The organism is Brevundimonas guildfordensis (assembly GCF_014836405.1).
Classification (GTDB): Bacteria; Pseudomonadota; Alphaproteobacteria; order Caulobacterales; family Caulobacteraceae; genus Brevundimonas; species Brevundimonas guildfordensis.
The window spans coordinates 120,363-140,873 of record NZ_JACSQU010000001.1 but is presented as its reverse complement, the minus strand read 5'-3'; the positions used below and the strand labels follow the sequence as shown (position 1 = coordinate 140,873).

The 20,511-nt window shown below is 67.3% G+C and carries 22 protein-coding genes and 1 tRNA gene; 10 read left to right on the top strand and 13 right to left on the bottom strand.

Annotated elements, in window-relative coordinates; genetic code table 11:
- Positions 1-37 precede the first annotated feature (37 nt).
- Complete coding sequence (locus H9656_RS00625) at positions 38-394, bottom strand: phage holin family protein (RefSeq protein WP_191742388.1); 357 nt, start codon at positions 392-394, stop codon at positions 38-40.
- A gap of 113 nt (positions 395-507) precedes the next feature.
- On the opposite strand from H9656_RS00625, the gene H9656_RS00620 reads away from it, so the two are divergent.
- Complete coding sequence (locus H9656_RS00620) at positions 508-945, top strand: HIT family protein (protein ID WP_191742387.1); 438 nt, start codon at positions 508-510, stop codon at positions 943-945.
- Between the two features lie 4 nt (positions 946-949).
- On the opposite strand, the gene H9656_RS00615 is transcribed toward H9656_RS00620, so the two are convergent.
- Positions 950-1,300 carry a DMT family protein gene (locus H9656_RS00615; protein ID WP_025977596.1) on the bottom strand — a complete coding sequence of 117 codons (351 nt, stop codon included), beginning with the start codon at positions 1,298-1,300 and terminating at the stop codon, positions 950-952.
- A gap of 51 nt (positions 1,301-1,351) precedes the next feature.
- Here H9656_RS00615 and H9656_RS00610 point away from each other — a divergent pair.
- From H9656_RS00610 to H9656_RS00600, 3 genes are all read left to right on the top strand, one after another.
- Positions 1,352-1,427 (top strand) — tRNA-Thr (locus H9656_RS00610).
- Between the two features lie 20 nt (positions 1,428-1,447).
- Positions 1,448-2,074, top strand: coding sequence for a TetR/AcrR family transcriptional regulator (locus tag H9656_RS00605; RefSeq protein WP_191742386.1), 627 nt, complete (start codon positions 1,448-1,450; stop codon positions 2,072-2,074).
- Between the two features lie 83 nt (positions 2,075-2,157).
- The gene (locus tag H9656_RS00600; protein ID WP_191742385.1) at positions 2,158-2,688 is read left to right on the top strand and encodes a c-type cytochrome; all 531 of its coding nucleotides are present in this window, start codon (positions 2,158-2,160) and stop codon (positions 2,686-2,688) included.
- Between the two features lie 79 nt (positions 2,689-2,767).
- Here H9656_RS00600 and H9656_RS00595 read toward each other — a convergent pair whose 3' ends face one another.
- From H9656_RS00595 to H9656_RS00580, 4 genes are all read right to left on the bottom strand, one after another.
- Positions 2,768-6,004, bottom strand: coding sequence for an efflux RND transporter permease subunit (locus H9656_RS00595; RefSeq protein WP_225212290.1), 3,237 nt, complete (start codon positions 6,002-6,004; stop codon positions 2,768-2,770).
- The gene (locus tag H9656_RS00590) at positions 6,004-7,149 is read right to left on the bottom strand and encodes an efflux RND transporter periplasmic adaptor subunit (RefSeq protein WP_191742383.1); all 1,146 of its coding nucleotides are present in this window, start codon (positions 7,147-7,149) and stop codon (positions 6,004-6,006) included. The genes H9656_RS00595 and H9656_RS00590 overlap by 1 nt, the downstream gene beginning before the upstream one ends.
- Positions 7,150-7,259: 110 nt before the next feature.
- Positions 7,260-8,045, bottom strand: coding sequence for a hypothetical protein (locus H9656_RS00585; protein WP_191742382.1), 786 nt, complete (start codon positions 8,043-8,045; stop codon positions 7,260-7,262).
- Positions 8,042-8,812: a class II aldolase/adducin family protein gene (locus tag H9656_RS00580; protein ID WP_191742381.1), complete on the bottom strand. Its 771-nt coding sequence runs from the start codon at positions 8,810-8,812 to the stop codon at positions 8,042-8,044. Before H9656_RS00580 ends, H9656_RS00585 begins: the two co-directional genes overlap by 4 nt.
- Before the next feature lie 159 nt (positions 8,813-8,971).
- On the opposite strand from H9656_RS00580, the gene H9656_RS00575 reads away from it, so the two are divergent.
- The 3 genes from H9656_RS00575 to H9656_RS00565 are packed head-to-tail and all read left to right on the top strand — an operon-like array spanning position 8,972 to position 11,435.
- On the top strand, positions 8,972-10,087 hold the full coding sequence (locus H9656_RS00575) for a DUF2336 domain-containing protein (RefSeq protein WP_191742380.1): 1,116 nt from the start codon (positions 8,972-8,974) through the stop codon (positions 10,085-10,087).
- Between the two features lie 31 nt (positions 10,088-10,118).
- The gene (locus H9656_RS00570) at positions 10,119-10,898 is read left to right on the top strand and encodes an NAD kinase (RefSeq protein WP_191742379.1); all 780 of its coding nucleotides are present in this window, start codon (positions 10,119-10,121) and stop codon (positions 10,896-10,898) included.
- A 60-nt stretch (positions 10,899-10,958) separates the two neighbouring features.
- Complete coding sequence (locus H9656_RS00565) at positions 10,959-11,435, top strand: Hpt domain-containing protein (RefSeq protein WP_191742378.1); 477 nt, start codon at positions 10,959-10,961, stop codon at positions 11,433-11,435.
- A gap of 46 nt (positions 11,436-11,481) precedes the next feature.
- Here the strand turns inward: H9656_RS00565 and H9656_RS00560 are convergent, their stop codons facing one another.
- Together H9656_RS00560 and H9656_RS00555 are read right to left on the bottom strand one after the other, a co-directional pair.
- Entirely contained in the window at positions 11,482-12,621 is a 1,140-nt protein-coding gene (locus H9656_RS00560; protein WP_191742377.1) for a DUF2336 domain-containing protein, read from the bottom strand.
- Between the two features lie 89 nt (positions 12,622-12,710).
- Positions 12,711-13,508 (bottom strand): transglycosylase SLT domain-containing protein, encoded by a 798-nt coding sequence (locus H9656_RS00555; RefSeq protein ID WP_191742376.1) that lies wholly within the window; start codon positions 13,506-13,508, stop codon positions 12,711-12,713.
- A gap of 240 nt (positions 13,509-13,748) precedes the next feature.
- On the opposite strand from H9656_RS00555, the gene H9656_RS00550 reads away from it, so the two are divergent.
- A complete protein-coding gene (locus H9656_RS00550) occupies positions 13,749-14,396 on the top strand; it encodes an energy transducer TonB family protein (RefSeq protein WP_225212168.1) in 648 nt (215 codons plus the stop codon).
- On the opposite strand, the gene H9656_RS00545 is transcribed toward H9656_RS00550, so the two are convergent.
- Positions 14,393-15,415, bottom strand: a complete 1,023-nt coding sequence (locus H9656_RS00545; protein WP_318240579.1) for an NAD(P)/FAD-dependent oxidoreductase — start codon at positions 15,413-15,415, stop codon at positions 14,393-14,395. The genes H9656_RS00550 and H9656_RS00545 overlap by 4 nt on opposite strands.
- 52 nt (positions 15,416-15,467) lie before the next feature.
- A complete protein-coding gene (locus H9656_RS00540) occupies positions 15,468-17,312 on the bottom strand; it encodes a phosphoenolpyruvate carboxykinase (GTP) (RefSeq protein WP_191742374.1) in 1,845 nt (614 codons plus the stop codon).
- 209 nt (positions 17,313-17,521) lie between these two features.
- Here H9656_RS00540 and H9656_RS00535 point away from each other — a divergent pair, with 209 nt between their 5' ends.
- Complete coding sequence (locus H9656_RS00535) at positions 17,522-18,157, top strand: DUF938 domain-containing protein (RefSeq protein ID WP_191742373.1); 636 nt, start codon at positions 17,522-17,524, stop codon at positions 18,155-18,157.
- Here H9656_RS00535 and H9656_RS00530 read toward each other — a convergent pair.
- Positions 18,154-18,645, bottom strand: coding sequence for a hypothetical protein (locus H9656_RS00530; protein ID WP_225212166.1), 492 nt, complete (start codon positions 18,643-18,645; stop codon positions 18,154-18,156). The two genes, H9656_RS00535 and H9656_RS00530, sit on opposite strands and share 4 nt — an antisense overlap.
- 304 nt (positions 18,646-18,949) lie before the next feature.
- Here H9656_RS00530 and H9656_RS00525 point away from each other — a divergent pair, with 304 nt between their 5' ends.
- Complete coding sequence (locus H9656_RS00525; protein ID WP_191742372.1) at positions 18,950-19,708, top strand: pseudouridine synthase; 759 nt, start codon at positions 18,950-18,952, stop codon at positions 19,706-19,708.
- Here H9656_RS00525 and H9656_RS00520 read toward each other — a convergent pair.
- Positions 19,698-20,000, bottom strand: a complete 303-nt coding sequence (locus tag H9656_RS00520; RefSeq protein WP_191742371.1) for a winged helix-turn-helix domain-containing protein — start codon at positions 19,998-20,000, stop codon at positions 19,698-19,700. The genes H9656_RS00525 and H9656_RS00520 overlap by 11 nt on opposite strands.
- A complete protein-coding gene (locus H9656_RS00515; RefSeq protein WP_191742370.1) occupies positions 19,997-20,446 on the bottom strand; it encodes a hypothetical protein in 450 nt (149 codons plus the stop codon). The genes H9656_RS00520 and H9656_RS00515 overlap by 4 nt, the downstream gene beginning before the upstream one ends.
- Between the last annotated feature and the right edge of the window lie 65 nt (positions 20,447-20,511).

The window sequence follows — 20,511 nt, the reverse complement described above, 5'->3', positions numbered from 1 at the left end:
GGTGATATCACGGCGTCAATATTATCCGGGTGAATTATCAGGCACGATCACCCAAACCGCCGAACAGGGCGCCCGCAATCCAGCTGACCACGCCGGTGACGATCGCCGCCCCGATTCCCGCCCACAGGCCGTCGACGACAAAGCCGCCCAGGAACATGGCCGTCAGCCCGATCATGGCGGCGTTCACCACCAGCAGAAACAGGCCGAAGGTGACAATGGTCAGCGGCAGGGTCAGGATCACCATCAGCGGCCGCACGAAGGCGTTGACCAGGCCCAGAATGATGGCCGCCGCGACCAGCGAGCCGGTCGAGGTGAACTCAACCCCCGGCACCAGCTTGGCCGAAGCCCACAGGCCGATCGCCGTGACCACGGCCTGAACGATGAAACCCAGCATGACGCCTCCGTCGGTTGAACCTTGACCATATAAGCGCATCTGGCGGCGATCCGCTCCGTGCGTCGGGCCGGATCGCCTGCTAGGCTGGGCGCCCTACCCCGAAGGAGACCCCCATGAGCCTTCACGGCGCCTACGATCCGGACAACATCTTCGCCAAAATCCTGCGCGGCGACATGCCCAGCGTGAAGGTGTGGGAGGACGAGGACGTCCTGGCCTTCATGGATGTGTTTCCCCAGTCCGAGGGCCACGTCCTGATCGTGTCCAAGACCTCCTCCGCCCGCAACATCCTGGAGATCGAGCCCGAGGCGCTGGCCAAGTTGACGGCCGCCGTTCAGCGCACCGCCCGCGCCGTCGAGAAGGCGCTGAAGCCCGAGGGCCTCAGCCTGATGCAGTTCAACGGCGATGCCGGCGGCCAGACGGTCTTCCACCTGCATTTCCACATCGTGCCGCGCTGGTCCGACCGCCCGATGAAAGGCCATGGCCACGCCCCCATGGCCGACGCCGAACAGCTGAAAATTCTGGCCGGGAAGATCGCCGCCGCGCTCGACTGAGCGTCTACAGCGGCCCTTTGAAGATGAAGAAGGCCCCGCCGGCGATCAGGGCGAAGCCGATCAGGTGATTCACCGTCAGCTTCTCGCCCAAGTAGAGCACCGAGAAGATCGCGAAGACCAGCAGGGTGATCACCTCCTGCATGGTCTTCAGCTCGGCCGCCGAATAGACCTGATGGCCGATGCGATTGGCGGGCACGGCCAGCCAGTATTCGAAGAAGGCGATGCCCCAGCTGATCAGGACCACGATCCACAGCGGCTTGGCCCCGAATTTCAGATGGCCGTACCAGGCGAAGGTCATGAAGACGTTCGACAGGGCCAGCATGACGATGGGCGCGAGATAGGGCAGCGTGGGCATTCGATCAGTGTGCTTGCGTCAAAGAGATTCCGCCAGCATAAGGCGGGCCACGCCGGTTTAGCTCAGCTGGTAGAGCAGCGGTTTTGTAAACCGAAGGTCGCGGGTTCGATTCCTGCAACCGGCACCACTCTCGCGGCCGCCTCCCCCATGTCCGAGACGACCAACAAACTGGGTCACAGGATCCGAACGCGCGGCGCACGCACCCGCCGCGCCCTGCTGGACGCCCTGCGCGCCCTGCTGAACACCAAACATCTGGGCGAAATCCGCCCCGCTGACGTGGCGGTCGCCGCAGGCGTATCCGCGCCGACCTTCTACACCTATTTCGCCTCGGTCGAGGAAGGCCTGCAACTGCTGTGCGAAGAGGCGGGCGAGGACTTTCAGCGGCTGGCCGCCCACATCCACGCGGACTGGTCGGGCGATCGGGCGTTCGAGGCCGCGCGGGCCTATGTGCTGGAAGTGCTCAATCTCTGGAACGACCACGGTCCCGTGCTGCGCGTCGAACAGATGCTGGCGGATATGGGCGAGCCCGCCTTCGCCGAGAGCCGTATCCGGCGCCTGCGTCGCCTTCACCTGGCGTTGGAGCGTCGCATCGCCCAGGCCCACGCCAACGGCCTGCACCCCGAAGGCCTGAATCCCCGCCTGGCATCCTATGAGACGGCGAACCTCGTAGAGTCCGTCGCCGCGGGTTTCGACCTAATGCGCCGCGCCGACACGCCTGAGGCCATCATCGAAACCACCGCCCATGTCGTGGTGAAGCTCACGACCGGGCGCTGACGCCCACTGGCTGGCTTGGACAAGCTGTCCCTTGCGAGGGCCCCTTCATGGGGTAAGCATGATCGTTGGCTTAGGAGTGCGTTATGTCCCGTCTTTCGTCCTTCCCCTCGATCCGCAACATCGCAGCCCCAGCTGTCGCCCTGAGCTCCGTGCTGATGCTGGCCGCCTGCGGCCCGAACGACGCCGCGCCCGCAACCGACAGCACGCCTGCCGCCCCCAAGGCGCCGTCGCCTACCGAGGCCGAGAAGCTCGCCGTGCTCGCCGCCCTGCCCGCGCCTTATAACGAGGCCGATTTGGACAACGGCCGCCGCGCCTTCGCGCGCTGCCGCTCGTGTCACACCATCACGCCGGGCGGGCCGAACATGACGGGGCCGAACCTCTATGGCGTCTTCGGCAGCAAGGCGGGCGCCAAGGAAAAATACAGCTATTCCCACGCTATGCGCACGGCGGACTTCACCTGGGACGCCGAGACGTTGGACCACTGGCTGCAGAACCCCCGCACCTTCCTGCCCGGCAACAAGATGAGCTTCGCGGGTTTGCCCGACGCCACGGACCGCCGTGACGTCATCGCCTTCCTGAAGGTCGAGACGGGATTCAAGCCTCAGAGCGAGTGAATCGACATAGCCGGGCAAGCAAAAGGGCGGCGGACCATGCAGGTCCGCCGCCCTTCACATATGCAAGGACCTGAGCGGCCTATTCGGCCGGGCTCATGTCAGGTTCTTCGCCGCGGCGCTTCTCTTGCGCTTCCCATTCCTCGATCTTGCGGGCGGTGTATTCCGGCGACTTGGTGAAGCGCGCCAGCACGCCATAGATCACGGGCACCACGAACAGGGTCAGGACCGTGGCGAACATGGCGCCGGTGAAGATCACCACGCCGATGGTCTGACGGCTGCCCGCCCCCGCCCCCTGCCACAGCACCAGCGGCAGGGCGCCGAAGGCGGTGGCGATCGAGGTCATGATGATCGGACGCAGCCGCAACGACGACGACTCGATGATCGCCTCGCGGATGGTCCGCCCCTGATCGCGCAGCTGGTTGGCGAACTCCACGATCAGGATGCCGTTCTTGGCCGCGACGCCGATCAGGATGATCAGGCCGATCTGGCTGTAGATGTTCAGGCTTGAGCCCGCCATCAACAGCCCGAACAGCCCGCCCGCCGCCGCCAGGGGCACGGTAAGCATGATGACCGCCGGGGTGATCCAGCTCTCGAACTGCGCCGCCAGCACCAGGAAGACCAGTAGCAGGGCCAGGGCGAAGGCCCAGCCCACGGCGCTGCCTGCCTCCTGCTGATCGCGCGCCGCGCCGCCCCAACGGATGTTGGTCACGCCCTGCGGCTGCTTAGCGGCCTCGGCCATCAGGAACTCAACGGCGTCGTCGATGGTGGTGCCGGGGTTCAGGTCCGCCTGCAGGGTGATGGCCCGCTGGCGGTCCAGACGGCGACGATCCGGCGTATCGCCTGACGTCTTGGTCGTGACCACCGCCGACAGCGGCACCAGTTGCGCCGTGCCGGTCGAGACATAGAGCGCCTCAAGGTCCGAGACCTCGCGCCGGCTGTCGCGTTCGGTCTGCAGGATGACGTCATACTCCTGGCCGCCCTTGATGTAGGTCGTGGCGCGGCGAGAACCGAACATGGTTTCCAGCGTACGGCCGATCTGCTGGGAGGAGACGCCCAGAGCGGCGGCCTTCTGCGGATCCACATCGACCAGCAGGCGCGGCGCGTTCGGCTCATAGTTCAGGCGCGGGCGCGAGAAGCCAGGGTTGTCCTGAGCCGCCGCCAGGATCGGCTGCAGCCAGTTATAGATAGCGGAATACTCCGAACCCGTGACGATCATGTCGATCGAGTTGGAGTTGCCCCCGCCACGCTGGAAGGCGCCAGGCGTCGAGGCGTTGACCTGCGCGCCCGTCTGGTTGCGCAGCTTGCCGTTCAACTCTTGGGCGATCTCGTCCGCCGAACGGTCGCGCTCGGACCAGTCGGCCAGGTTGAGCACGGCGCTGCCGGAGCTGAAGCCTGAGCCGCCGAAGCCTGGCGACGAGATCATGTAGTTGGCCGCCTCTCCGTTCTCGCGATACTCGGCCAGCAGGGGCTCCAGTCCGAGCATGATCTCACGCGTATAGTCGAAGCCCGTGCCTTCCGGCCCGGCGATCCGCACGGTGACCCGGCCGCGGTCCTCGTTCGGCACGAGTTCGTTAGGCAGATGCAGGAAGATGCCGGTTGCGCCCGCCGCCACCAGCACGATCAGGGCAGCCACGCCGCCAATGGCGACCCGCCGGCCCAGCAGGGCGTCCAGCGAAGCGGCATAGGACCGCTTCAGCGCGTCCATGCCCGCATCGACACGTCGCGCGACCCAGCCGCCGGTATGCGCCGGCTTCAGGATCTTGGATGCCAGCATGGGCGACAGGCTTAGCGCCAGGAAGGCCGAGAACGCCACCGCCGCGGCGATAGCCGCCGCCAACTCGACGAACAGGCGGCCGACATAGCCCGGCAGGAACAGCAACGGCGCGAACACCGACAGCAGGACGACAGTCGTCGCCACCACGGCGAAGAACACCTGGCGCGCCCCGCGCTCCGCCGCGACCAGCGGCGGCTCCCCGTTATCGAGACGGCGCTGAATGTTCTCGACCACGACGATGGCGTCATCGACGACCAGGCCGATCGCCAGGACCAGGGCCAGCAGGGTCAGCAGGTTCAGCGAGAAGCCTAGCGGCGCCAGGACAATGAAGGTCGCCAGCAGGCAGATCGGCGCCACGACCGACGGAATGATCGCGGCCCGCAGGCTGCCTAGGAAGATGAAGTTGACCAGAGCGACAAGCGCCATGGAGATGCCGATCGTCACCCACACCTCGTCAATGGCGTGGGAGGTGAAGACCGAGTTGTCCGAGCCGACTTCCAGCGTCGTGCCCGGCGGCAGGCTGTGGCGGACCTCCTCCACCAGCGCGCGGGCGCCCTTAGAGATATCCAGGTCGTTGGATTGAGCCTGACGGGTGACCGCCAGGCCGATCTGGTCGATGCCGTTGCCCCGGAACAGGCGACGCGCCTCGGCGGGCGCTTCCTCGATACGGGCGATGTCGCCCAGCCGGGTGACATAGGCGGCGTTGCCGATCAGGGCGCCGGTCACGCCGTTGGTCATGGCCGCCGACGCCGCCCCCAGACTGCCCGACGCCTGCGCCCCCGTGGCCGTTGAGGCCGAACCGCGTGTGCCGATGGGAAGCTGGGCGAAGTCCGCCGGATCGGCGTAGTTGCGCGCCACTCGAACGGTGTAGTCCTTCTGCGCCGACTCCAGAGAACCCGCGGGCAGTTCGACGTTCTGGCTGTTGAGCGCATTCTCGACGTCGGTGACGGTCAGACCACGCGCGGCCATCGCCCCAGCGTCCAGCCAGATACGCATGGCGTAGCGCTGCTCGCCGAAGATGTTGACCTGGGCCACGCCCGGCACGGTAGCGAAACGGTCGACCAGATAGCGGCGGGCGTAGTCGGTCAGCTCCAGGCGATCCATCGTGGTGGACCTGAGGAACATGATCAGGATGGGCTGGCTGTCGGAGTCGGCTTTGGACACTTCCGGCGGGTCCGCCTGGTCCGGCAGACGCCCCAGCACGCGCGAGATGCGATCGCGCACGTCGTTGGCCGCGTCGTCGATATTACGATCGAGCGAGAACTCGATGTTGACGTTCGACCGGCCGTCGCGGCTGGTCGAGTTGATGCGCTGAACGCCTTGAATCCCCGCGATCTGCTGCTCGATCGGCTCAGTGATCCGGCTCTCGATCACCTCGGCGGAGGCCCCGGCGTAGCTGGTGCTGACCGAGACGATCGGCGGATCCACGTCCGGCAATTCGCGCACCGGCAGGAAGAAGAAGGCCGCCAGGCCGATGACGCACAGGACGATCGCCGCCACCGCCGCAAAGACGGGGCGCCGGACCGAAACATCAGACAGCATCATGGGCGGGCCGCCTGCGTCGCGCGGGCGCCGCCCTTGCTGGGGGCTCGGGCTTGGGCGGCTTCGCCCTCGACGCTGACGGGGGCGCCCGGCTGAATGCGATTCAGACCCGAGGCGACGATCCGGTCGTTGTTGGCCAGGCCCGAGACGATCTCGACATAGCCGCCCTCGACCGCCCCGGTCTGGACCTCGACGCGTTGAGCGGTCGCGCCGGTCTCGGCGCGCACGATGCGGTAAACGAAGGCCCCCTGCCCTTCATACTGAACAGCAGCTTCGGGCACGGCCAGGCTTTGGCGGCGGCCCTGGTGGACCGAGACCCGCATCATCATGCCGGGGCGGATCCGGTTGCCGGGATTGGCGAACTCCGCGCGGGCGATGATCGCGCGGGTCTGCTCATTGACGCGCGTGTCCAGCAGGGCGATGCGCCCGTTGAACGCCTCGCCGGGGAAGGCGTCGGTCGTCGCCGTCAGCGACGCGCCGACGTCAAGTGCGCCCAAATAGCGCTCCGGCAGCGGGAAATCGACGCGCACGCCGCTGATGTCATCGAGCGTCGTGATGACCGAACCCGGCGAAATCAAGGTCCCCGGCGTGACTGAAGTCAGTCCCAGAACGCCGGCGAACGGCGCGCGCAGGATGCGATCACCGCGACGGGCTTCAGAAGCCGCCAGCGCGGCCTGAGCCGTCTTCAAGGCGGTTTCGGCGGTCTCAGCCATGACACGCGGCGCGACGCCGCGTTCGGCCAGAATACGATAGCGGTCGTATTCGCGCTGGGCGTTCTCAAGCTGGGCTCGGGCGCGGATGAGATCAGCGTCTTCTTCGCGCGCCTGAAGCTCGACCAGTGGCGTTCCAGCCGCCACGGCCTGACCATCAGTGAACATAACGCGCGTGACCAGCTCTGACGTGTTCGAGGTGATATTGACCGAGCGGCGCCCGCGCGCCACGCCCAGAACGCGAATTTGGTCAGCAAACTCGCGCCGTTGCGCGACGACCTCCGCCACCACCTGGCCGCGCCCGGCGCCCGGCCCCCGCGGCCCCTTGCGATCGCCCGCGTCGCCGTCGCTGAAGGCGATCTTGAAGACCGCAGCGGCGACCATCAGCCCCAACACACAGGCCGCGCCGATAATGAAAAAGTGGCGTTTGAACACGCGACGCAGTCTCCCCGACAAGAAGCGCTACCGCTTAACGGGTCGTCGCCGTTACGCAAATAACGTATCTGTAACGAGCCTGCTCTCCGTTTCCGTCGCGGAAATCTGCTTTAAAAGCGCCGCCAGATTCCGATTACGGGGCCTTGCCCCGCAGGAGTTTCACGGCCTGCAACCGCCGTGCGCCAACCGGCCTGCAAGCTCCAGTCGCCGACTCGCCTCACGGCCGAGGTTTCCAGCGACAGCCAGCGCGCTCCGCCCTCGTCCGCCGCCCCCGCATAGGCCTGGGCCAGCAGCGTCCAGTTGGGGGCCACACGTGCTCCCGCCGTCAGGTCGAGGCGGGTCTCATCTGGCAGTCCGGCACGCCACCGACGGGCTGCCTGAGCCTCGATGAACCCGCCCTGCCCGTCGACGCCCACGCTCCGGCCAGCCATTACGCGCGCTTCCCAATCGTGGTCACCGGCGCCTGGGGGCGCATAGCCGGCGTTGCGCCCCTCGCCCCCATGGGCGTAGCCGAGGTAGAGGGCGGCGACGTGGCGCGCATCGCGAAAGGCCTGCCACCGCACGCCGATCTCAAGCGGCCCCCGCCCTTGAAAATCCACGAAGGCGTCGCGCCCCTCTTGCCATTCGCCCTTCATCTGCAACGTCAGGCGGTCGTCCAACCCGTATTCGACGAAGACCGAAAGCGCGCGGTCAAGGCGGTCGTGCGACAAGGCTGCGCGGTCGCCATCCGGCGAAAAGGCCTCATCGGCGCGCATGGCCTCGTATTTCACGATCGCCTGCCCCTCGCCCTTGGGCAGGTTCCAGGCGCCCGCGCACGCGGGATAGCCGACCGCCAGCACGATCAGCCCAGCGACAAGGCCGACCGCGTCCTGCAGACCGCCCCCCAGCGGCCTCACGCGTCGTAGCCGGGCGATCTTCGCTGGAGTTGTCGCAAGGCGCCAGGCCAGGCGAGAGCGGACACAAAGCCGATGCCGCGTCCCTGTTCCTTGGTCTCCGCCTGAGCGGCATCGGGCGCGATCAGAACGTTGTCGCGCCCTGCCGACAGGGCGGCGACCTGCTGGGCGCAGGCGCGCTCCAAAAAGAAGATGCCGACCCAGGCCTGAGCCGCCGTGTGGCCGACCGCCATGGTGCCGTGATTGCGCAGCAGCATCAGCGACTTGTCGCCCAGATCAGCGACCAGCCGCTCGCGCTCATCATGGTTCAAGGCCAGGCCTTCATACCCGTGATAGGCGACCTGATGCTGCAGCAGGCAGGCGTTCTGGCTGATCGGCAGCAGGCCGTCCTTCTGCGCCGCCACTCCGACGCCGTTCACCGTGTGCAGATGGATGACGAAGTGTGCGTCTTCGCGCGCCGCGTGGACAGCGGAATGAATGGTGAAGCCGGCCGGATTGATGAAGCTGTTCGTCTCTTGAACGATATTGCCGTCCAGATCGACCTTCACCAAAGAAGACGCTGTAATCTCGTCGAAATACCAACCGTAGGGGTTGATCAGAAAGTGCGTTTCCGGTCCTGGAACACGAGCCGAGATGTGGGTGAAGATCATGTCGTCCCACCCGTGCAGCGCCACCAGCCGATACAGGGCCGCCAGCTCGACGCGGGTGCGCCATTCGTCTTCCGAGACCTGCCCCCGCAACGAGGGCGCCCCGCTTGTCCCCTCCGCCATGACCACTCCCCTGATCAGCGTTTAGATGAGCGTCTCCCTGACCGGCGTCGGCGTCAAGTCGTCGGGCAGCGCCTTTCCAAGACTTCGTTAACCCTGTTTTCACAGCCCCACTGCGAAGGTGCCCTCGCTTTGGGCAGGCAACTCTTCCGCGAGGGCGACGTGGAATTCCGCAGTGAGACGCGCAACGAAACGGAGACGCGAGAAGCAGCGTCTGGGCCCCTGCCGGTGGACAGCCTCGATCAACTTGTCGATCTGGCCAAGGGTCAGCCGCCGGAGCGCCAGCACGGCCTGTTGAAAGGCGTGGCGGATCTCTATCGCTCGACCGGCGGCCGAAATGGCGCGCCTCAGGCGCTTGGCGACGCCTTCATCGCCCTTGTCCACGTGGTTGCGGCGGATATCCGCCAAGCGCTCGCCGAACGGCTGGCGGACGCCGACTGGGCGCCCGTCGCCCTGGTGCAGATGCTGGCGACCGACGCCATAGACATCGCTCGTCCCGTGATCGCCGCCAGCCCCCTGTTGCAGGATGGCGACCTGTTGCGGCTCCTGGCCGAAACGTCGCTGGACCACCGCGTACAGGTCGCGCTGAGACCCGGGCTCGGCGTCGCCGTCGCCCGCGCAATCCTAGAGGCGGACGATCCCACGGTGATGACCGCCCTGGCGTCAAACCGGACGGCCGCGCTCGATGGCGAGTGCATGAGCCGTCTGGTGAGCCGCTCGCGGGAGTTGGCCGCATTGCGCGCGCCACTGGCCCGCCACCCTCAGATGACGCCTGAACTTGGCGCGCGCTTGTATCAGTGGGTGGGCGAGGCGTTGCGTCAGGCCATCATGGAGCGCTTCACCCTCGATCCGACCCGGCTGGAGCGGGCGGCCCGCGCCGCCGCGCAGCAGGCGGCGCCGGCCGACGTGGCGGCCGCCCGCCTCACCGCCAAACTCCAGGCTTCAGACCAACTACGCCCCGCCACCTTGATCCGCGCCCTGCGAGAGGACCGACTGGAGGTCTTCATCCACGCGTTGAGCCGGCTGGCGCGGCTCGATCTGGATCAAGTCCGCCGAGCGCTAAAGGCCGACACAGCCCGCCCGCTGTTTCTCGCCTGCACCGCCGCGGGCCTGGATCGCGCGGCCTTTCCGGCCGTCCTGAGCGAGGTCCGGCGCATGAACCACGGCTTCCCGCGCGATCCAGATGGCGCCGACTGGCGCCTGGCCGAGCGTTCGGCGTCGCAGGCCGCCTACGAATTTCAGCTGCTGATGGCGCCCGACGACGGCCGTCCCGTTTGACAGGCGGCCCCGGCTCCGCTTGCGTAGATTCGTGAGCCAGCCTTTTCGCCCCACCGCCGTCACCTTCCTCGCCAGCGACCGGCCAGAAGCCGAGGACGCGCGCCGACGGCTGAGCGAGCGCTATGGCTCTGTCCCCATCGCCGAGGCCGAGGTCATCGTGGCCCTGGGCGGCGACGGCTTCATGCTGGAAACCCTCCACAACAATCTGCAACTGCAGACGCCGGTCTACGGAATGAACCGCGGCTCGGTGGGCTTCCTTATGAACGACTATGAGGAAGACGACCTGCTGGATCGCTTGATACAGGCCGACCGGACCGTGCTGCATCCCCTGCAGATGGACGCGTGGACCGAGAGCGGCCAGGTGCACAGCGGACTGGCGATCAACGAGGTCTCCCTGCTGCGCCAGACGCGCCAGAGCGCCAAGCTGCGCATCAGCATCAACGACAGGGTGCGGCTTGAGGAACTGATCTGCGACGGCTGCTTGGTGGCGACCCCGGCGGGGTCCACCGCCTACAACTTGTCAGCGCACGGGCCGATCATTCCTCTGGATGCGCCCAGCCTGGCGCTCACGCCGATCAGCGCTTTCCGGCCCCGGCGCTGGCGCGGAGCGTTGCTGTCCCACACCGCGCGCGTGCGCTTCGAGGTGCTCGAAGCCGACAAGCGCCCCGTCAGCGCCACGGCTGACAACTTCGAGGTACGACGCGTCACCCGCGTGGATGTGCGCGAGCGACGCGATATAGGGCTCACGATGCTTTTCGACGCTGGCCGCTCCTACGAAGAGCGCGTCATGTCCGAACAGTTCGCTTCCTGAACGTCACGGTTTCTTAGAACTCTGCCTTCAAACTGCATTTTACAGTTCAGGAGTCCTCCCGTGAGCAATTCGTCCAACGTGTTTCGCCCCCCGAACGCTTTGCGCGCCAAGGTCGGCGGCGGGTTCGGCGGTATCGACGCCAACGCCATCGCCAAGGCGGAAGAAGCGCTGAAGGCCATGTCGGCCCAGTTCGGCCAGTGGCTGCAGGACGAAATGGCTAAGCTGGACCAGGCGCAGGCCGACATCCGGGCCAAGGGGTACAGCGCCGAAACGGCCGAGGCCCTTTATTTCCGCGCCCACGACCTGAAGGGGCTGGGCACGACCTACCAGTATCCGCTGGTGACGCGCATCGCCGGTTCGCTGTGCCGGATTCTGGACGACGCCGACAAGCGGATGCAGGCGCCCCTGCCCCTGGTCGACGCCCATGTCGACGCCATCAAGGCTGTGGTCCGCGACGAGATTCAGACCGACGAACACCCGGTGGGGCGAGACCTGGCCGAGGCGTTGGAAGCCCGCGTGGCCGAGCATCTCGGCTGAGGTGCAAATCTGGCGCCGATGAGGGCGCTCTGACGGGCGTCCTTTTCTATGCCGCGCCTGCGGCCTCAAGCGTCTGGATCGCTGGCCGGTCGAGACGCTCCATCAAATAGGCCAGATCGTCGCGAGCGGCGTCTGGGCGCTGGCTGAGGAAGCGCTCCAGCATCCGTTGGCGGAAGCGCTCGGCCGAGGTGTCGCCGCCCTCCGCTTGAAGCGCGCGCCAGGTGTCAACGCCCGCGCGGAATGCCTGGAACAGGCGCGGCGGCATCCCGGCGCGATCATAGAGCGCCTTAAACCCCAGCGGTCCGGCGTCGTGCACCATGAGCCAGGCGCGATGATGCGGCGTCCCCGCCAGTTCGGCCAGGGCATGCTCCAACAACCCTATCTGCCCGCGCGCCAAGGCTCGCAGCAGCAGCGACGGCGTCAACGCCTTCCGGGCGTAGAGGCGCGAGACGAAGGCCGGCAGGTCCGTCGTCGTTCGCGACTGGTCGATCAGGTCTACGGTGGCCCGTTCGCGGGCGAAGTCGGCGAACCGAATGGCGGTCTCGGGCGCCAGAGCGTGCCGTGTGATCAGATGCTCACGCGCAGCATCGGCAGTCAGCGCCACCAGGCGCTCGGTGACCGACAGAGGCAGAACCTGACGATAGGCCAGAGCCGACACGACATCGGGCGCATGGCCAAAACGATCGACCACCACGCCCAGCGCTTCCTCGGACAGGTCGGCGTTGTCGTTGGCCGCCAGGGCCAGCACCGCCTCCTGCCGCCCCTCGGCGGCCAGGACCGTCGCCACATCGCGCGGCACCTGCGGACGGGAGGCCACGGCGGCCTGACGCAGCGCGCACCCGGCGCGGACGATCTCGATCAGGTCGTCGTCGGAAAAGACGGGCGAACAGTTGATGACCGGCAGTGCTACGCTGTCGACATCGGCCGCGAGGCGGCGCGCCACATCGCGCGGCATCAGGATTGACGCCTTGAGCGTCACGGCCAGGGCGCGGCGCACCAGTTCAGCAGCGTCCACCGCCAGCACAGTCAGAATCTTCTGCGCCGCCGCCCGTTCGACCTCGTCCAGCGTCATGCGGTCGATGCTGCGCAAAAGCTTGTGCGCCGCCGCCGCCCGCTCGTCCTCGACGTCGGACTTGATCAGACGCCGGATGTCGCTTTCCGTCAGGCGGGCCCGGTAGGCGGTCATGGATGAAGCTCAGGGCGGCGAAGAATCAATCGTCACCCGTAGCGTTACATAGTTAAAGCCGCGTTAGGAATAAAAGCGAACGCAGGTTTTCAGCCGGCCCGGTCTGGCGGTGGCCCATAGGCGCCGCCGAAGCCGCCGCCCGCGCCCTGGCCGTCCTGGCCCAAGAGCAAGGCCAGCAGGCTTTGGTCCTGCTTCAACCGATCGAGGCGCGCAGCCAGGGCGCGCTCCTTGTCGCCCAGTTCAGGCCCGGCCTTGACGGCGCCCACACCCGCGGCGGGCGCCGCCTCCCCCGCGGTACGCTGCAGATTGGCGTGCACCTCGGCCACCGATACGGAGCGACCGTTGCGATAAAAGATCGAGCGGTTGGCTGAAGCCGCTTCGGGGAACAGGGCCGCCGCACTGGCTTGAGGACGAGACTGCATAGCCTCCATCAGCTTGGCCGCGCCCGCCGGGCCGAGGAAATGCGCAGCGTAAAGCTCGCCCCCGTTCGGCTCGCGCCCAGTGCGGCCGCGCAGATAGGCGGCGTTGGAGGCGGTCAGTTCGCCCGCCATGGTCGAGGCCGCCTGGGGGTCGAAGCGCAGGTCCAGCACCACATTACGGGCCGAGCCCCTCACCTGCCAGCGCCCGTCGCCGCCTTGATAGATCAGGTCGGCGTACTGGCCATAGCCGTGCTTTGCGCCATGCCGCTTCACCGTGCCCAGCCAGGTCTGCTCGATGAACTGGAACAGGCCCGAGGCCGAAGACGTCGGCGCCCGCGCGTTGGGATTCATCGCGCTTTCACGGCGCGCGGTCTTCATCAGAAAGTCGAAGTCCACGCCGGTCGAGGTCGAGGCGCGCCGAATGGCCGCCTCCACGCCGCCGGATGATGGAATCGCTTTCACGGTCATGTGTGAACGGTCGCTAACCTAGGTAAACCAAACCTTAACGCGACAGCGCCGTCGTTAACAATTTGAAGCGCCACAATAAGGCCGCAAGCCGAGCGCGAACTTCGTTCCGTGGGGCGCTGGGGAGGGCCCGCGACAGGAGGCGCGTAAGTCATGATGATGCGTATCGCCGGGGGCCACGGCGTGGTCAGCCCCCTTGACTTCCAACAACGCCGGAAACCGCTGTCCCCTTTGATGTGGGCGATGATCGCAGCCTCGGCTCTGGTCCACGTCGGCGCGGGGGTCTGGCTGTATCAGCAGCGGTTCGAACTGGCCGAAGCGCCGCCAGCACCGACGGAGCCGCCCCCCACCATCGTCGATCTGATCCGTCCACCCTTGCCTAAACCTGAGACGCCGCCCCAGGCCTCGCCAGCACCGACGCCGCCGATCCATCGGCCGACGCAGGTCACGCCCAGCGATGTCGCGCCTCTGGAGGTTCCGATCGCACCGGTCGTCAGCCATGACCCCGGGCCAGCCATCAACATCACCGCGCCTGCGGCCGAGCCCTCGACCGGAACGGCGGTCACGCCCGAACCGCCCAAGTCCGCGCCGGTCATCACCCAGCCGGACTGGGTGCGAAAGCCGACGGCGGATCAGTTGATGCGGGCGTATCCCTCGGCAGCCGAAGCGCGCGGCGTCGGCGGGGTGGCGAACCTGTCCTGCCTGGTGCGGGTGGACGGCAGCCTCACCGGCTGTTCGGTCACCTCCGAGACGCCAGGCAATCAGGGCTTCGGCCGGGCGGCGCTCAGCCTGAGCCGCTACTTCCGCCTCAGCCCGCGCACAGTGGACGGACAGGCTGTAGACGGCGCCCGCGTCACCATGGCGATCCGCTTCGACCCGCCCAAGGACTAAAGAAACCGCGAGGGATGGAGGATCGGCTCGGCGACGGGCCGACCCTCTGTCGCGTCAGCGACGGCGGCGGCGATCAGCGGCCCCAACAACCAGCCGTTGCGCCGCGGCCCCAGCGCGACATGCAGGCCCGGCGCAACCTGCCCCGCCATCGGCAGTCCGTCGGGCGTCGCCCCCCGCACCCCCGCGCGCCAATCGATCGTCAGGGGACGCGGCGCCCGATCCAGCACCTCCCATGCGGCGGCCAACATGGCTTGGCAGCGCGCGGCGTCGGGGGTCAGCGACCGCTCGCCCGGCTCCATCGTCGCCCCGATCACGCTGCCCTCGCCCATCGGCGCGACATAGGCGCCCGGTCCGCGCACGACGTGATCGACCAGCTTCTCCTTCACCAGACCGATCTGGCCTCTAATGGGGGTGATGCAGGCGACCGCCGCCTGCCCTTCCGGCGGCAAGCCCTCCAGCGCCGCCTCGGGCCCGGTCGCCAGGACCAGATGATCGGCATGCACGGCGCCCACCGTCGTCTCGACCCGCCAGCCCTGCCCGTGCCGCGACGCACGCAGCGCCCGCGCCGCGATCACGGCCACTCCCTGCGCCAGCCCGATCATGGCCTGGGGCGGATCGACCTTGGCGTCCTCCGGCGTCGTCAGGCGCCCCGAGGCGGCGTCATAGTGATGCTGGAAGCCCAGCGCCTCCATTCGCGCGGCCAGTTCGCCGACATTTCCGCCCCGCCATTCGGCCACATCGCCATACAGGCGCACGCCCGTCGCCGCCGCAAAGTCGGGCCACAGGTCACGCGCTCGCCGCAGAACCAGCGCCGCTTCAGGCGAAAGGTCGTCGACGGCGCTTTCCATCGCGGGCGCGATCATGCCCGCCGCCACGGCCGAGGCGTTGACGCCGCCTGGATCGACCACCGCCACGCGGCGTCCGCGCCGTCTCAGCTCCGCCGCCGCGCACAGGCCCAAAACGCCCGCGCCGATGACCACGACGTCGAAAGAAGGTTCGGGACAATTAGAAAGGGGCACGGGATGTCCTTCGACCTCCCGCGCCCCGATTTCAACCGTCGATGGCGGTCTTTTATTCAGCCGCCAGCTTTGCCGCGCGCGCGTCTTCCAGGCGCTTGGTCAGGGCGGCGTGCTGGTCCCACAGGGCCTTGGGCAGGCGATCGCCGAACTTCTCGTAGAAGGCGGGGATAAGCGCCGCTTCCTCGGTCCAGACGTCGGCGTCGACGTCCAGCAGGATCTTCAGATCGGCGTCCGACAGCGTCAGGCCCGACAGGTCCAGCGCGGCCTTTGACGGCACGCGGCCAACTGCGGTGTCCACGGCCTCGGCCTGGCCTTCCAGACGCTCGACGATCCACTTCAGCACGCGGGCGTTATCGCCGAAGCCCGGCCAGACGAACTTGCCTTCGTCATTCTTGCGGAACCAGTTGACGAAGAACAGGCGCGGCAGCTTCGCGGCGTCGGTCTTCTCGCCCATCTTCAGCCAATGGCCGAAATAATCGCCCATGTTGTAGCCGCAGAAGGGCAGCATGGCGAAGGGATCGCGGCGCAGCTCGCCGACCTTGTTCTCCGCCGCGGCGGTGCCTTCCGAGGCCACGGTCGAGCCCAGGAAGACGCCGTGCTCCCAGTCGAAGGCTTCCGTCACCAGCGGCACGGCCGAGGCGCGGCGGCCGCCGAACAGGATGGCGTCGATCGGCACGCCGGCGGGGTCTTCCCACTCAGGCGCGATGGACGGGCACTGGCCGGCCCAGACGGCGAAACGCGCGTTCGGGTGGGCCGCAGGCTCGCCCGAGGCCGGGTCATGGGCCGCGCCCTTCCAGTTCGTCAGGCCTTCCGGCGCTTCCTTGGTCAGGCCTTCCCACCAGACGTCGCCGTCAGCGGTCAGGGCGACGTTGGTGAAGACGGTGTCCTTGGCCAGCGTCTCAAGGGCGTTCTTGTTGGTGTTGCGGCTGGTGCCCGGAGCCACGCCGAAGAAGCCCGCTTCCGGGTTCACGGCGTACAGGCGGCCATCGTCGCCAAAGCGCATCCAGGCGATGTCGTCGCCGACCGTCTCGGCCTTCCAGCCGTCCAGCGCCGGCTGCAGCATGGCCAGGTTGGTCTTGCCGCAGGCGCTCGGGAAGGCGGCGGCGACATATTTCGACACGCCCTCGGGGCTGGTCAGCTTGAGGATCAGCATGTGCTCGGCCAGCCAGCCCTCATCGCGGGCCATGATCGAGGCGATGCGCAGGGCGTAGCACTTCTTGCCCAGCAGGGCGTTGCCGCCGTAGCCGGAGCCATAGGACCAGATTTCGCGCGTTTCGGGGAAGTGGACGATCCACTTGTCGTCGTTGCAGGGCCACGGCACGTCGGCCTGGCCCTCGGCCAGCGGCGCGCCGAGCGTGTGAACGGCCGGGACGAAGACGCCGTCGGCGCCCAGCATGTCCAGCGCGCCCTTGCCCATGCGGGTCATGATGCCCATCGACACGGCGACATAGCCGCTGTCGGTGATCTCGACGCCAAGGGCGGAGATCTTGGAGCCCAGCGGGCCCATGCAGAACGGGACGACGTACATCGTCCGGCCCTTCATGCAGCCGTCGAACAGGCCGTCCAGGCGGGCGCGCATCTCAACGGGATCGGACCAGTTGTTGGTCGGGCCGGCATCGGCGGCGTCCTGAGAGCAGATGAAGGTGCGGCTTTCGACGCGGGCCACGTCCTTGGGATCCGAGGCGGCGTAGTAGCAGCCGGGGCGCTTGGCCTGATCCAGCTCCTTCAGCGTGCCCTTGCCGATCAGATCGGCGACGATGGCGGACTTCTCGGCGTTCGAACCGTCGCACCAGTGAACACGGTCCGGCTTGGTCAGGGCGGCGATCTGCTCAACCCAGGCGACAAGGCCCTTGTGTTCGGTCGGCGCCGGATGGAGTCCGGGAATCGATTGCGTCACGTCTTGCTCTCCTGAAGCTGCGCGCGCCGATCTGTCGTCGCCGTCACGCATTTAGCTGATCACGCTGTGTTACGCGGGCAATGAACCCGACGGGCCATAAGGTCAACCGCTGCACGTTTCATTCCCCCGTTATCCGGGCCAAGTCGACGACGCGCACAATTAAATCGTCACAGCCGGCCCCAAGGGCTATCTCCTTCGGCGTGAAGACGATGGATTCTGCAGTATCGACATCGGCCAGTGCTCCGGGAGCCCTGACGTCGCCGGCCGCCGAACGCAACAGCGCCGCCATACTTCAGGTTCTGCGCGCGCATCTGCCCGCCGACGGCCGGGTGCTTGAAATCGCCGCCGGATCGGGCCAGCACGCCGCCGCCTTCGCCGCCGCCCTGCCCGGCCTGGACTGGACCCCCAGCGACCCCAGCCCGGAGGCCCGCGCCAGCATCGACGCCTGGCGATTGAAAAGCGGCGCGGCGAATCTGAGATCCGCGGAGCGGGTCGATATGCTGGATGAGGCCACCTGGCCCGATGAACCGGTGAACGCCATCGTCTGCATCAACATGATCCACATCAGCCCGTGGACGGCGACCGAGGGCCTGATGCGGCTGGCGCGGCGGTCGCTGACGCGCCCAGGAGGCCTGCTTTACCTCTACGGCCCCTATCGCGAGGTGGAGGTTCCCCTGGCTCCTTCCAACGCGGCCTTCGACGAGAGCCTGAAAGCGCGGGACCCGGCCTGGGGCCTGCGCGACCGGGGCGAGGTTGAGACGCTCGCCCGGTCGCATGGCCTGGCCCTGACGCTGCGGCGAGCCATGCCCGCCAACAACCTGAGCCTGATCTTCCGCCGTGGTTAGATGGCGGCGACGACGGCCGTCAGTTCGGCGCGTTCGTTCAGCAGGGCGACCTTGCCGTCGCGGAAGGCAGCGCCCGGCGCATCGGCCGCGTCGCCAAAGATTTCAGCCGTCAGGGCCACGCCGTCGGCGAAGGCCAGAACCGGCAGACCCTGCACCTTGGCCAGGTTCACTAGCGCCTTCACCTGGACCAGACCGGCCTCATCGGCGACGCCGCCGGGAACCACCACGCCCTGAACCCGGCCGCCGCTGATGTCGTCGGCCGTCGCCGTGGCCAGAACCGTCAAGCCGCCCGAAACCAGGCTGCCCTCGCCGGTCGAGATCGGAGCCAGCGACACGCCTTCAAAGCGCAGGGCGGTTTCGATGTCGCCCAGTTCGCCGAAATCCATGCCCTTGCGCATGATCAGGCCGAAACGCAGGCGGGTCGGCGCGGGGCGGTTGCCGTATTGGCGGGAACGAGGGGCGGTCGAGGTCTTGCGTTGAGCGGACAAAATGTCTCCTTCGAAGGTTATCGATCAATATTCGCAGACGGTTTCTAAAAACCGTCGCGCCCTGCGCGTCGAACTTCGTTCAGACACGGCAAACGTCGCAATCCGAACCGATCGGAAGCGAATGCGTCAAAATCATCAGGGTGACTGCTGATATAGGCTTATGATGCTCAAGGTCAACTTGACGACGAAAACGTGAACTGAAACCTGACCGTGGAAATCTGGATCGCGCCAGAACGGCCTCGGCCTTGCCTCCGCGCGCAGGCCCGCCCTACACAGCCGATCGCATCGGAGAGTCAGTCAGGCCATGGCCTTCACCCGCACCTATGACGGCGCAGAACCCGTCCGCATCAACAAATGGCTGGGCCAGACCGGCGTCTGCTCGCGCCGCGAGGCCGAGGGGCTGATCGCCGAGGGGCTGGTCAGCATCGACGGCGAGGTCGTGCGCGACGCGGGCCGCAAGATCGAGCCGGGCCAGACCCTGACCCTGAACGACACGGGCGAGGCCGCGCTCGCGGCGGGCGTCGCCATCCTGCTGCACAAGCCGGTCGGATACGTCTCGGGCCAGCCCGAGCCCGGCAAGATTCCCGCCGTGCGCCTGCTGACCGCCGCCAACAAGGTCGGCGAAGGCGAGGCCCCCGCCCGCGACGCCTCCCTGCCCCCGGTCGGACGGCTGGACGAGGACTCGCGCGGCCTGCTGCTGCTGTCGTCGGACGGGGTCGTGGCCAAGGCGGTGATCGGTCCGCAGTCGGACCTGGACAAGGAATACCTGGTCCGCGTCTCCGGCGCCGTGACCGAGGCCAAGCTGACCCTGTTGCGTCACGGGCTTGAGCTCGACGGCCGCCAGCTGAAGCCCGCCCGCGTCACCCAGATGGAGCCCCAGCGCCTGCGCTTCCTGCTGCGCGAGGGCCGCAACCGCCAGATCCGCCGCATGTGCGAACTGGTGGGGCTGGAGGTCGTCGACCTCTATCGCATCCGCATCGGCCCGGTGAAGCTGGGCGACCTGCCCGAGGGCCGATGGCGGATGCTGACGGCCGACGAGCGCGCGGCGCTGATCAGGGGCTGATCGGCGCCGTCATGGTCGCCAGACGGCTCAATTCGGCGACATGCGAGGCGAAGGCCGCCTTGCCCGCCCCGGTGAGGCTGAGCCAGGTACGCTGCCGGCCGCCTTGCGCCGCCTTGCGCACCGCAAGGTAGCCAGCCTCCTCCAGCGTCTTCACATGCTTCGACAGAACGGAGTCAGACACCTGAATGGCGTCGCGCACCACCGCGAACTCGGCTTCGGCGGCTGACAGGATGGCGCATATCTGCAACCTGCCCGGAGCGTGGATCACCGGATCGAAAACAGGCGGCCTCACGACAAGCTCCGCACGTCGATGCGGTACAGGCGCATCCAGACCCTCATGCCCGCGACGCCCAGCACGGCGGCCGCAAATCCGTTAGCGAAGGGAACCCAGACGACGCCCTGCAACCGCCCGAACCAGATGCTGACGCCCATCAACCCCATCAGGATCGCCGCCAGGCCAAAGGCGGCCCAGCGGGCGCGACGCGGAGCGTATCCGTTCACCCAAACGCCGGTGCGGCCCTGCCAAACCCGCATGATCGTCACCAGGATGGCGATGGCGACAGCCACACAGACCATTCCGATCGCGGTCGGGAAGCCCTGCCCCGCCACCAAGAGCCCGCACGCCAGGGCGTAGCCGGCGTCATACCACCACGGCCAATAGTTCATCTTCCCGAGCGCCTGTTCGCGCGTCTGGCGAATCTGCTCCAGAGCGGCCTTAGCGTCCTGCGTATCTGACATGGATAAATCCCTCACTTTCCAAGGCGGAAAATGACGGTAACTTTCCATTTCGTCAAGTCATAACT